Genomic DNA, 13,051 nt, shown 5'->3' with positions numbered 1-13,051 from the left:
AACATGGTCTTTATTGTTATTATCATACTTTCATTTTTACTGCAACTCATCTTACCTTGGTGGGTAATTTTGGTACTTTCTTTTGCCGTATGCGGAATGATTGGAAAAACAGTTAAAATATCCTTTTGGCAACCTTTCTTAGCTATTTTTGTACTTTGGACTGCTATGGCTCTTTATAAAAGCGTTCCTAATAACCATGTTTTAGCAACTCGAGTAGCTGAAATGATAGGCGTTAAATTATGGTTTATCATTTTACCTTTAACAGCCTTAATTGGTGGCTTAGTTGCAGGTATAAGTGGCTATTGTGGATTTTGTTTCAGAAAGGCCATTTTAAACGATAAAGCTAAAAACAACTAAAAATTGTATTTTTGCTCAGTGAACATGGTCGCTGAGCATTTTTTTTCCATAAAATCAGAAGATGATTTTAACAAAGCCGCACTTGAAGTTTTTAACTTTCAGGCTAAAAATTGTTTAATATATGCTCAATATATTAAACACCTCAACATCAACTTCCATAAAATAGACCACTACGAGAAAATACCTTTTTTACCGATCAGTTTTTTTAAAAGTAATACTGTGTTAAGCTCCGACCTACCTGTACAAATTACTTTTAGCAGCTCAGGAACCACCGGACAGATTACCAGCAGACATCTTGTAACAAAGCTTAGCCTATATGAAGATAGCTTTAACAAAGCTTTTGAATTATTTTACGGTCCAGTTAAGGATATCTGTTTACTGGCTTTACTTCCGTCTTATTTAGAACGCGAAGGTTCTTCACTTATTTATATGGTAGATGATTTATTGAAGCAAAGTCAGCACCCTGAAAGCGGTTATTTTCTGCATAATCATATAGATTTATACAATACGCTTTTAGCACTTAAACAAAGTGGACAAAAAACCATCCTTATTGGTGTAACTTATGCCCTTCTCGATTTTCTTGAGCAATATCAAATCGATTTTCCTGAGCTAATTGTAATGGAAACGGGAGGAATGAAAGGTAAGCGGAAAGAAATGGTAAGAGAAGAGTTACATCACGTTTTATGTCAAGGATTTGGTGTTAAAGACATCCATAGCGAATATGGAATGACAGAACTTCTTTCTCAGGCTTACTCCAAAGGTAAAGGAATTTTCTTTACTCCACCCTGGATGAAAATTTTATTAAGAGACACTTCTGACCCTTTATCATTAATTTCTTCGCAACAAATTGGTGGTATTAATGTGATTGATCTGGCCAATGTTAATTCATGCGCTTTTATAGCAACCCAGGATTTGGGTAAAATACATAATGATAACGGCTTTGAGGTAATTGGTCGTTTTGATAATGCTGACATACGTGGTTGCAATTTATTAGTACAATAAAAATCCCGTGTCTTGAGAAAGGCACGGGACATGATATCTTTAAATCGTTTCGAATTATTCAGCAATGATGAGGAAATAGTTTCTTTTTCCTTTTTGCACAACAATAAACTCATCACTAATCAGGTTTGACAAATTATATGAAGTTGAAGCTTCTGCAACTTTAACTTTATTAATACTTAATCCACCACCTTGAACAGTCTTTTTTACCTCTCCTTTTGATGGAAAAATAGAGGTTTTTTCTGCAAGTAAACTAGCCGCATCAATACCATCGCCAAGCTCGGTTTTGGCAATACGAAACTGCGGCACACCTTCAAACATTTCCAGCACACTTTTCGAATCCAAAGTTTTCAAAAACTCCAGATCTCCATTGCCGAATAAAAATTCAGAAGTTTTGACAGCGGCATCCAAAGCTTCTTTAGAATGCGTTCTTACGGTAATATCTTCAGCTAATGCTTTTTGCAGGATACGTAAATGCGGTGCTTTATCATGTTCCTGCTCTAATTGTTCAATTTCTTCCTTATTTTTTAAGGTAAAAATCCGGATCCAGGTTTTAACATCACTATCTGATGAGTTTAACCAGAACTGATAAAATTTATATGGCGAAGTTTTTTCAGGGTCCAACCATACAGCTCCACTTTCTGTTTTTCCAAATTTGGTACCATCAGATTTTTTAATCAATTGTGTAGTTAAAGCATATGCTGTACCACCGTCTTTTCTCCTGATCAACTCTGTACCTGTTACAATATTACCCCACTGATCAGAGCCTCCCATTTGCAAAACGCAATTATAGTGCTTCCATAAATAATAAAAATCGTAGCCCTGCACCAACTGGTAAGTAAATTCAGTAAATGACATACCGGTATCGCCTTCTAAGCGTTTTTTCACACTGTCTTTAGCCATCATGTAGTTTACGGTAATGTGTTTACCTACATCCCTGATGAAGTCTAAAAAATTAAAGTTTTTAAACCAATCGGCATTGTTAACCATTACCGCACCGTTACCCCCATCTTCAAACTTTAAAAACTTTGACAATTGTTCTTTCATGCCTTTTAGGTTATGATCAACCATTTCTTCAGTTTGTAGATTACGCTCAGCTGATTTGCCCGAAGGATCTCCAACCATACCTGTAGCGCCTCCTACCAATGCAAAAGGCTTATGTCCTGCACGTTGAAAATGAATTAAAGTCATGATTTGGGTTAAATGGCCAACATGTAAAGAATCAGCAGTTGGATCAAAACCAATATACCCGGCACACATACCTTCATTTAATTTCTCTTCAGTATTTGGCATAATATCATGCAACATGCCGCGCCAACGCAGTTCTTCTACAAAATTTGTCATCTTTTATTCTTTTACCGCAAAGATAGTTTTTTTGACTTTCCTGCCAAAGTTTCAGAAACAGCACTATTTAACTTTTATATATAATTATCACAAGTTTTTAAACGTATATTTAAGCATGAACTTCCTTTCTCATTTCTATTTTGACAGACACAATTCTAATTCATATTGCATAACAGGTACAGTATTACCTGACCTCGTAAAAAATGCAAACAAAGATTGGAATTGTTACCCTCAGAAACATGAGGAATTATTTATTGGGGAAGGAAAACAACTGGAATTGTTAAAAGGTTGGAAACGTCATTTAAAAGTTGATCAAATTTTTCATTCATCTGTTTTTTTTCAGAATGAGACACAAAAGCTCAAACAATGTTTAATACCTTTTTTAGAGGATAGTCCCGTACGTCCATCTTTTTTAGCACACATTGGCTTGGAACTGATGCTTGATCATCTTTTGGTAGAACAACGACTTATTGATATCCAACACTTTTACCATCATCTTTCAAACAGCAAAGGCCAGTATCTCGACTTGTTTTTAAGTAAGTGCAATATTAACGATCTGCCTAAATTTAATCATTTTTACGACAATTTCCTTTCAAGCAGATATTTATTGAGTTACCAAAAAATTGATAACATCAGCTATGCTTTACAACGCATATGTATGCGTTTATGGAAAGATCCTTTTAATAAAAAAAATCTCGATGAATTAACCAAGCAATTGCTCCATTACAAAAAGGATTTGGAAACCAATTTTATGAGTATATTTGATACCATTGAAAAAGAGCTGAATTAAAACATGCGCAAACCCTTACTTTTTTGTTTCCTTATTTTAAGCATACAGTCTCTACATGCCCAAAAACGTAAATACAGTAACGAATTTCTTAATATAGGTATTGGATCTGCTGCCTTCGGCATGTCGGGTTCTGTAATAGCCAACGTTAATGATGTAACGGCTGGATACTGGAATCCTGCGGGGTTGGCGAGAATGGAAACCCCCAAACAGGTTGGCCTGATGCATTCTGAATATTTTTCAGGTATTGCAAAATATGATTACGCTGCTTTTGCCACCTCTGTACAAGATAATACGGCCGTTGTTGGTGTTTCGGCAATTAGGTTTGGTGTAGACGATATCCCTGATACTTCCGAACTGATAGATGCTGATGGAAACATCAACTATGACAGGGTTAAGAAATTTTCTGCAGCTGACTATGCTTTTATTTTTTCTTATGCCCGAAAAAGTAAAAACGCAAAAAGAGATTTCACTTATGGGGCCAATGTAAAAATCTTACACCGTTTGGTAGGTCAATATGGTAAATCATACGGATTTGGTTTGGATGCCGGTGTACAATATAAAACAGGAAAATTTGTTTTAGCTGCAATGGGTCGTGATATTACGACCACGTTTAATACCTGGAGTTATAATGCAGATCAGTTAAGCACAGTTTATACTCAAACCGGCAATGATATTCCTAAAAACTCAACGGAAACCACCTTACCCAGAATTATTTTAGGAGCGGCTTATAGTACAGCTATTAACGAACAATTCAATATCATGGCAGAAACCAATCTGAATTTCACTACAGATGGGAAAAGAAACGTGCTTTTATCTGCCAATCCGGTTAGTATAGACCCCACTTTAGGTTTAACTGTTGATTATAAAAAAGTTGTCTCACTACGTGCTGGTTTGGGAAATATCCAGAAAAGTACAGACTTTACCGGAAAGCAATTTTATTCTTATCAACCTAACATGGGTGTAGGAATTAAAATCAATAATTTCTCCATAGATTATGCACTTACCAATATTGGCAATAGCTCTGATGCGTTATATAGCAACGTTTTTTCAGTTAGAGTAGATTTCTCTACATTTTAATAAATCCTGCCAAATTTTAACATACTCCTTTAGTATATTTGCTCATATGGAGCTGAATGGTATAAAAGAAAAAATGGATGCGCTGGTTCAAGAATTAAACCAGCATACCTATAATTATTATGTATTGGCCATGCCTACCATTGCCGATTATGAATTTGACAAAAAACTTGAAGAATTAGCACTGTTAGAGCAGCAATATCCTGAATTTGCAGATCCAAACTCTCCTACCCAAAAAGTTGGTGGCGATATTACCAAAAATTTTATAACCGTTAAGCATAAATGGCCCATGTTATCATTGGGCAACACTTACAACGAACAAGATCTCAGAGATTTTGATGAACGTGTACGCAAGGCTATAGGCGATAATTTTGAGTATGTATGTGAACTCAAATTTGATGGTTTATCTATGAGTTTAACTTACCAGAATGGTAAATTATACAGGGCTGTAACACGTGGAGATGGCAGCCAGGGGGATGATGTTACCGCAAATATCAAAACCATCCAAACCATACCACACCAGTTAAAAGGTAAAGACATTCCTCAAGAATTTGAAATCAGAGGTGAAGTTTTTATGCACAGGGCAGCATTTGAACGCTTAAACAGGGAACGTGAAGAAATTGGTGAAATACCTTATGCTAACCCCCGTAATTTTGCAGCCGGTACAGTAAAGATGCAAGACTCAAAAGAAGTTAAAAAGCGTCCTCTTGATTGTTTTTTATATGCCTTTTATAGTGATCAGAACTTATTTCACAGTCATTGGCAAAGTTTAAATACCGTTAAAGAGTGGGGATTCAAAGTTTGTGAACACACAAAACTGGTTAACAACATTAACGAAGCCTTAGAATTTATTGCTTATTGGGAAACAGAGCGTTTTAAACTGAGCTACGATATTGATGGTATTGTGATCAAAGTTAATAGCTACGCCCAGCAACATGAATTAGGTTTTACAGCAAAATCGCCGCGATGGGCTATTTCTTATAAGTATAAAGCCGCAGAAGTAGAAACAGTACTAGAAAAGGTTACTTACCAAGTTGGTCGTACAGGCGCAATTACGCCTGTAGCCAATCTTAAACCTGTTGTATTGGCCGGAACTACGGTAAAGAGAGCTACCTTACATAATGCAGATGAAATTAAAAGATTAGACCTTCATGAGTACGATACTGTTTATGTGGAAAAAGGTGGAGAGATTATACCTAAAATCATTAAAGTAAACCTTGAAAAACGGATTTCAGACCAACCGATAGACTATATTACCCATTGCCCTGAATGCAATACCTTACTGATTAGAAAAGAGGGCGAAGCTGCACATTACTGCCCTAATGAAGATGGTTGTCCTCCGCAGATTATTGGTAAAGTACAGCATTTTATTGGCCGGAAAGCGATGGACATACAAGGTTTGGGTGATGAGACCATTGAGACATTTTACCGTAAAGGTCTTATCAAAAATATTGGAGATTTGTATGATTTACATTTAAGATATGAGGAACTGGTACAATTAGATCGCTTTGGGCAAAAATCCATTGACAATATGCTCAAAGGCATAGAAGCTTCTAAAACAATGCCATTTGAAAAATTGTTGTTTGGGCTGGGCATAAGATATGTAGGTGAAACCGTAGCCAAAAAGCTGGCCTCTGCCTTTATAAATATAGATAATCTGACAAAAGCATCTTTTGATGAGCTTATAGCTGTTGATGAGATTGGCCAACGTATAGCAGAAAGCATTCGGGATTATTTCAGTAAGGAAGAACACCTAGAACTTATAGATAAGTTAAGAAAAGAAGGCCTGCAACTCGAAACCCAGATACAGGTTATTAATTACAACAGTGATGCGCTCAAAGAAAAATCTTTTGTTATTTCAGGGGTTTTTGAAAAACATAGCAGAGAGGAGTTAAAGTTGTTAATTGAAAGTAATGGAGGTAAAATTTTAAGTGGCATTTCAGCAAAACTTTCATACCTTGTTGCCGGCGACAACATGGGGCCGTCAAAATTAGAAAAAGCAACCAAATTAAACATACCAATTATAAGCGAAGATGAGTTAATAGCATTAATAGACAACGCTTAATCGAAAAAGAATAAAATCACATAAAATAAATGAGAAATTTCCACGGAACAGGTGTAGCATTAGTCACACCTTTCAACACAGACGGATCAGTAGATTATCAAGGCTTAGAACGCCTGATTAATCACTTGGTTAATGGAGGTATTGATTACCTCGTATCTTTAGGTACAACCGGCGAAACCGCTACATTAAGCAAGGACGAGAAGAAGAAGGTGTGGAATTTTACAGCCGAAATCAATAATGGAAGATTGCCTTTGGTTGCCGGCATAGGGGGCAACAACACACAAGAAATAGCTAATGAAATCAGAGAATTCGAAAACAACAGTTATAGTGCCATTTTATCTGTAAGTCCTTATTATAACAAACCTACACAAGAAGGTATTTATCAACACTATAAATTCTTAAGTGAACTTAGCCCTTTGCCTATTATGGTATATAATGTTCCGGGAAGAACAGGAAGTAATATCTATCCGGAAACCACCTGCCGTTTAGCGCATGATTTCAAAAATATTATCGCCACTAAAGAAGCTTCTGGAAGCTTTGAGCAGTTTAACCAAATCATGAGAGATAAACCCGAAGATTTTTTACTGATATCAGGTGACGACCCTATAGCTTTGCCCATGATTGCAACAGGTGCTGTAGGTGTAATCTCGGTAATTGGAAACGCACTTCCAAAACACTTATCAGAAATGATTAACCTTTGCCTTGAAGGTAAATTTGCACAGGCTTTGCCTCTACATTTAAATTTACTTGAAATTACCCGTTTGGCATTTACCGAAGGAAACCCTGCAGGTATCAAATCTGCTTTAAAACAATTAAACATTTGCGATGATGTGGTTCGTTTACCTTTGGTAAAGCCTAGCAATAACCTTAATGCCCTAATTGCTGAACAGTTGAAACAATTAATGTAGCTATTCATCATTAAAATCTATATATAAAACCCTAGCTTAAATTCAGCTGGGGTTTTTGTTTTTATAGGCTTTTCTTCTCATGAAAAGCCTATATCAGATCATTTTCGCACTTATAAAAATGTTACAGAAAATAGCTGTGAAATGCCATTTAAGGGCATAATGATTGCTTTACATCTATACACACTTAAAACACACAAATGAAAAAATTATTATTAATTGGACTTGCAGTCAGTATCATGAGCTGCAAGGCACTCGGCTATGGGGAAACAACATTTCACATAGGTATGTCTGAAACTGAGTTTAAACAAAACAACAAATATGCTTCCTACGTGTACGGGGATGATACAGGTATACGCATCTACAGAACATTTAACCAATACCAACAGGCTTACAAATTTTTTATTTTCTCTAAAGATAAACTGGTACGCTTTGAAGAAGGCTCTTTACCCGACGACTTCAGGTATATGAGGTTATAACAAAAATAAAAGAAGCGCCTTGGTAATGGGCGCTTCTTTCATAAAAAAACTTACAAACTTAGTTAGTTAAGCTTTGTTTTTAGTTTCTTGCACTTCTAAACGAATACTTTGAGCTAAGTTCTTTAAATCTTGCATACCTTTACGCACCCTTGTTCCGGCTGCACTGTTTGACTTGTTATAGAACTTGTCAACATCTGACTCGATTGAAGATACCAACGCTTTTAATTCAGCAAATTTTTTCATTGTTTAAATACTCCTTTACTTAGTTTTTTAGGTTTTAATTAATACAGTATTACTAATGTAAGGTGTTTATTTAAATAAAAAAATAGCTATTCTAATAAAAGAATAGCTAAAAGTTATTTTTTTTCCACATTTTCTGATTTTACACAAAAAACGCTTCAATTTTGTTAACATGCAGTTAATCAGGCACAACTATTCTGCTGTAGAAAATTTGTTTTGCTGATAGTAACCCCTTTTCAATTTTTCAGCAACTTCGCTAAATGCATCCAAAGTTCTCTGCACATCTTCTAAGCTATGTACCGCTGTTGGTATCAACCTTAACTCTATCATACCCTTAGGAATAACAGGATATACTACAATTGAGCAGAATATGCCATAGTTCTCGCGTAGATCATGTGTTAAAGCTGTTGCTTCTAATAATTCTCCTTTTAAGAAAACAGGTGTTACAACCGTATTGGTTACGCCAATATCAAAACCACGTTCTTTTAAACCCTTTTGTAAAGTGGTGGCAATAGTCCATAAACGCTCTCTCAATTCAGGATTATTTTTCAATAATTCCAAGCGTTTCATTAAGCCTAAAACCATTGGCATAGGCAATGCTTTTGCAAAAGTTTGCGAACGCATATTATATCTAAAATAATCTGTAATTTCTTTGCTCGATGCAACAAAAGCACCTATGCCTGCCATAGATTTAGCGAAAGTGGCAAAATATACGTCAACCCCCTCTATACAATCCTGAGCTTCATGTGTACCCGCACCCGTTGGGCCCATTGTTCCAAAACCATGCGCATCATCTATTAATAATCTGAATTTAAATTCTTTTTTCAGATCGATCAGTTCTTTCAGCTTACCTTGAGCGCCAGACATACCAAATACCCCCTCTGTAATCAATAATATCCCACCCCCGGTTTGCTCGGCTAACTTAGTTGCTCTTTGTAATTGTTTACGGGCATCTTCTACATCATTGTGTTTATACACAAAACGTTTACCCATATGCAAACGCAATCCGTCTAAAATACAGGCATGTGACTCCCCATCATAAACTACCACATCATTTCTGTCTAACAAGGCATCTATAATAGACACCATACCTTGATAACCAAAGTTTAACAGGAAAGCATCTTCTTTACCTACAAAAGCAGCTAAATCTTGTTCCAATTGTTCATGGTACCGGGTATTTCCAGACATCATACGGGCTCCCATAGGGTAAGCCATTCCAAAATCTATCGCTCCCTGAGCATCTGCTTTACGTACTTCAGGATGATTTGCCAAACCAAGATAGTTGTTCAAACTCCAAACCAAATGCTCTTTACCTCTGAAATTCATATGAGGTGCTATTTCTCCTTCCAGTTTTGGAAATGAGAAATACCCATGAGACCATTTTTGGTGTTGGCCAATTGGTCCCATACGTTTTGAAACTTTATCGAATATATCCAATTTATTTATTGTATTAGTGAATCTTATATTAGAATTAAAATTTGCGCAAATTTAACCTTAAAATAACTATTTATCAACCCATAACCTATATGCTTAGCAGACGTTTAGGTTATTTTTATGTAAAAACGGGTTCACTTTAAGATTTTAAATAAAAAAAGCCTTAGCAACAATTGTTGCTAAGGCTGATTTATATGTATGTTTACGGCTTATTAGTCAACATTATCATGTAAAAATGAGTTATTAGGTCTGATGCCTGTTTCTCCGTCTTCATCATTGCTCAATGTAAAACGTGAAACTTGCGATTCTGATGAATGTTGAATTTGTTGCAACTGCATTTGTTTACGTTTGTAAGCCGGCTCATTTTCAAGCTCCTGTAAACCATTAGAAGTACGCAGTTTCATGCTCAGGTCTTTTAACCTTAATATTCTTTCTTTAGATTTTCTCAGTTGCTCTTCAATTGATTCGTCTGTTTTATCCTCGTCAACATCATAACTTTGCGTTTCTGCAACCGGAGCATAGTCTTCTTCAGGCTCGTTTACGGTAGCAACGGGTGTTTCGAAAACGAAATTCGTTTCTGATACCTTAACCTCAAATTCAAATCCAGCCTCATTATTATTGCCTTCATTAGCTGGTTCTTCCTCAACCAATTGGTGAAAAACAGCTTTACTCTCAGGTTGTTCTACTTGCGATTGCGCTATACTGTTATTGAAAAGGTCTCCAAACAGGTTTGACTGTTTAGGCTCTTCTTGGATCTTTAATACAGGCTCTTCAAGTACAGGTGCGGATTTAGGTTCAATAAAAGTATTTACAGGTTCAACCGGCTTAATCATCGGTGCGTCTTCAGGTGTTAGAAGAGATACTTTTTTGATATTTTCTTTTTCTTTATCGCGTTGTTCTTTAGTTTGGAAACCGGTAGCAATAATGGTTACCGAAATTCTATCACCTAAATTCTCATCAATACAGTTACCCCAAATCAAATCGGCAGAAAGACCTGCTTTATCCTGAATATAATCTGTAATCACAGAAACCTCATCCATGGTTACTTCTTTAACCCCAGAACTGATATTGAGCAAAATATATCTGGCGCCTTCAATTTCATTGTCTTTTAAAAGAGGTGAAGCTAAAGCACCTTCAACAGCTGCCAATGCTCTGTTTTCTCCTTCGGCTGCATAACTTCCCATAATGCACACACCACTTTCTTTCATTACAGTGCGCACATCTTTAAAGTCAACGTTGATATATCCCGGAACGGTAATAATCTCGGCAATTCCTTTAGCAGCAGTTGATAAAATATCATCAGCTTGAGCAAAGGCAGAACCTAGAGTGAGATTTCCGAAGATTTCTCTTAACCTATCATTAGAAATTACAAGGTAAGAGTCAACATATTTTTTCAATTCTTCTAAACCGTCATCAGCCTGCATTTTACGCCTTTTACCTTCAAAAGCAAAAGGTGTAGTTACAATAGCCACAGTTAAAATATCTAATTCTTTAGCTGCTTTGGCAATGATAGGGCTTGCTCCCGTACCTGTACCCCCACCCATTCCGGCCGTGATAAAAAGCATTTTAGTTGTACTACCCAACATGCTTTTTAAATCATCTATATTTTCTATAGCCGAATTTTTTCCAACTTCAGGTATAGAACCAGCTCCCATACCTTCGGTTAAACTGGCGCCTAACTGCACCTTGTTAGGAATAGGACTAAATTCTAAAGCTTGCGCATCTGTATTACAGATGATAAAGTCTACCCCCGTAATTCCCTGACGGTACATGTGGTTTACAGCATTACCTCCGCCACCTCCAACACCAATTACTTTGATGATTGAAGATTTATCTTTTAACATTTCGAACTGCATATAATTATGAATCAGTTGTTTAAAAAATTAGATTTTTCTATTCAACGCTACTGTAATATTAACACTTTTTTAACAGTCGTTTTCCACAATTGTTAAGATTGTGGAAAAATCCTAATTTGTGGAAAAATAATTACGGACGGATGTAATCTTCATCGCTTACATTCATGTCGTCTTTAATAAATTCTGACGTTTTTTGAAGCAGCGTACTAAATAATCCTCGTTTTTTTACTTTATCTTTTCCTTCAGGCTGGGCAACTATTACACCTGGCTTTTTCATTTCTTCTAAAAGTTCTTCTGTTTTTTGAATACCTTTTATCAGCAAACCCACACTGGTTGCATACATAGGGCTTTTCAAATCATCATAAACAGTTTTAGGCATTTCTTCATACTTAGAAAGATGCTCATTTGGATAACCCACACGACAATCTAAACCGGTTACATACTCTACCAGCTGGTTTAAATGTTTCAATAAAGCTCCGCCCCCGGTAATAACCACACCTCCTATCAGTTTCTTTTCATACCCAGATGATTTAATCTCGTAGTAAACATGCTCTACAATTTCTTCCATACGGGCTTGTATAATATAAGCCAGGTTTTTCACCGAAATTTCTTTCGGTTCTCTTCCTCTTAAACCCGGTACGCAAATAATTTCATTTTCTTTATTTTCTTCAGCTAAAGCAGATCCAAATCTGGTTTTTAACAACTCAGCCTGATTGCGCATTACAGAACATCCTTCTCTGATATCTTCTGTTACACTGTTACCTCCAAACGGAATTACTGCTGTATGACGAATGATACCCTCATGAAAAATAGCCACATCAGTAGTTCCACCACCTATATCGACCAAACATACACCTGCTTCTTTTTCTTCTTCGCTGAGTACTGCTTCAGATGATGCTAAAGGCTCGAGAATAAGTTCCTGAGTTTGTAAACCCGCATTGGTTACACAGCGCATAATATTTTTCACAGCTGTAACCTGCCCCGATATAATATGAAAGTTGGCTTCAAGGCGTACCCCCGCCATACCTACCGGATCTTTGATGCCTGGCTCATTGTCAATCGTAAATTCTTGCGGCAAAACATGAATAATTTCTTCTCCCGGAGGCATAACCAGTTTAAACATATCATCAATTAATTTGTCGATATCTTTTTTGCTGATCTCGCTATTTAGTTCTCTGCGGGTTAATATACCACGATGTTGCAAACTCTTAATATGCTGTCCGGCAATACCCACATTTACCACCCTGATCTCTACATTAGATTGACCGCTGGCCAGATCTACTGCCGAGTTTATTCCTTGTACCGTTTTCTGTATATTAGATACCACACCACGTGTAACACCTGCCGATTCTGCTTTTCCTATACCTAATACTTCTATCTTTCCATGTTGCGTTTTACGCCCCACAATAGCACAGATCTTAGTTGTACCAATATCTAAACCTACAACTATTGGAGACTGAACGGTAGTTTTCTCTTTGCCCATAACTCTATTAATTTGTTGTTGCCTT

Annotated in this window: 12 protein-coding genes; 7 read left to right on the top strand and 5 right to left on the bottom strand. The window is 36.4% G+C overall.

What is annotated here, in order from left to right:
• The first annotated feature begins 3 nt into the window (after positions 1 to 3).
• Entirely contained in the window at positions 4 to 357 is a 354-nt protein-coding gene (locus ACLHG9_RS03025; RefSeq protein ID WP_410220047.1) for a hypothetical protein, read from the top strand.
• A 24-nt stretch (positions 358 to 381) separates the two neighbouring features.
• Positions 382 to 1,359 carry an acyl transferase gene (locus ACLHG9_RS03020; protein ID WP_410220046.1) on the top strand — a complete coding sequence of 326 codons (978 nt, stop codon included), beginning with the start codon at positions 382 to 384 and terminating at the stop codon, positions 1,357 to 1,359.
• Positions 1,360 to 1,413: 54 nt separating this feature from the next.
• Here the strand turns inward: ACLHG9_RS03020 and tyrS are convergent, their stop codons facing one another.
• Positions 1,414 to 2,700, bottom strand: a complete 1,287-nt coding sequence (gene tyrS, locus ACLHG9_RS03015; protein WP_410220045.1) for a tyrosine--tRNA ligase — start codon at positions 2,698 to 2,700, stop codon at positions 1,414 to 1,416.
• A 115-nt stretch (positions 2,701 to 2,815) separates the two neighbouring features.
• On the opposite strand from tyrS, the gene ACLHG9_RS03010 reads away from it, so the two are divergent.
• From ACLHG9_RS03010 to ACLHG9_RS02990, 5 genes are all read left to right on the top strand, one after another.
• Entirely contained in the window at positions 2,816 to 3,490 is a 675-nt protein-coding gene (locus ACLHG9_RS03010) for a hypothetical protein (protein WP_410220044.1), read from the top strand.
• Positions 3,491 to 3,493: 3 nt separating this feature from the next.
• Positions 3,494 to 4,567: a hypothetical protein gene (locus tag ACLHG9_RS03005; protein ID WP_410220043.1), complete on the top strand. Its 1,074-nt coding sequence runs from the start codon at positions 3,494 to 3,496 to the stop codon at positions 4,565 to 4,567.
• 46 nt (positions 4,568 to 4,613) lie between these two features.
• A complete protein-coding gene (gene ligA, locus ACLHG9_RS03000) occupies positions 4,614 to 6,629 on the top strand; it encodes an NAD-dependent DNA ligase LigA (protein ID WP_410220042.1) in 2,016 nt (671 codons plus the stop codon).
• Positions 6,630 to 6,658: 29 nt separating this feature from the next.
• Positions 6,659 to 7,537 carry a 4-hydroxy-tetrahydrodipicolinate synthase gene (gene dapA / locus ACLHG9_RS02995; protein WP_410220041.1) on the top strand — a complete coding sequence of 293 codons (879 nt, stop codon included), beginning with the start codon at positions 6,659 to 6,661 and terminating at the stop codon, positions 7,535 to 7,537.
• A 197-nt stretch (positions 7,538 to 7,734) separates the two neighbouring features.
• On the top strand, positions 7,735 to 8,013 hold the full coding sequence (locus ACLHG9_RS02990; RefSeq protein ID WP_410220040.1) for a hypothetical protein: 279 nt from the start codon (positions 7,735 to 7,737) through the stop codon (positions 8,011 to 8,013).
• 66 nt (positions 8,014 to 8,079) lie between these two features.
• Here ACLHG9_RS02990 and ACLHG9_RS02985 read toward each other — a convergent pair whose 3' ends face one another.
• The 4 genes from ACLHG9_RS02985 to ftsA form a co-directional block, all read right to left on the bottom strand.
• Positions 8,080 to 8,256, bottom strand: coding sequence for a histone H1 (locus ACLHG9_RS02985; protein WP_410220039.1), 177 nt, complete (start codon positions 8,254 to 8,256; stop codon positions 8,080 to 8,082).
• Between the two features lie 189 nt (positions 8,257 to 8,445).
• A complete protein-coding gene (locus ACLHG9_RS02980) occupies positions 8,446 to 9,690 on the bottom strand; it encodes an aminotransferase class I/II-fold pyridoxal phosphate-dependent enzyme (protein ID WP_410220038.1) in 1,245 nt (414 codons plus the stop codon).
• Positions 9,691 to 9,899: 209 nt separating this feature from the next.
• Positions 9,900 to 11,543, bottom strand: a complete 1,644-nt coding sequence (ftsZ, locus tag ACLHG9_RS02975) for a cell division protein FtsZ (protein ID WP_410220037.1) — start codon at positions 11,541 to 11,543, stop codon at positions 9,900 to 9,902.
• 130 nt (positions 11,544 to 11,673) lie between these two features.
• A complete protein-coding gene (gene ftsA / locus ACLHG9_RS02970) occupies positions 11,674 to 13,026 on the bottom strand; it encodes a cell division protein FtsA (protein ID WP_243360939.1) in 1,353 nt (450 codons plus the stop codon).
• Positions 13,027 to 13,051 lie beyond the last annotated feature (25 nt).

The sequence above is a fragment of the Pedobacter sp. genome (assembly GCF_046462515.1).
Taxonomy (GTDB): Bacteria; Bacteroidota; Bacteroidia; order Sphingobacteriales; family Sphingobacteriaceae; genus Pedobacter.
The sequence above is the reverse complement of the archived record's forward strand: the minus strand, read 5'-3'. Positions and strand labels throughout refer to the sequence as shown.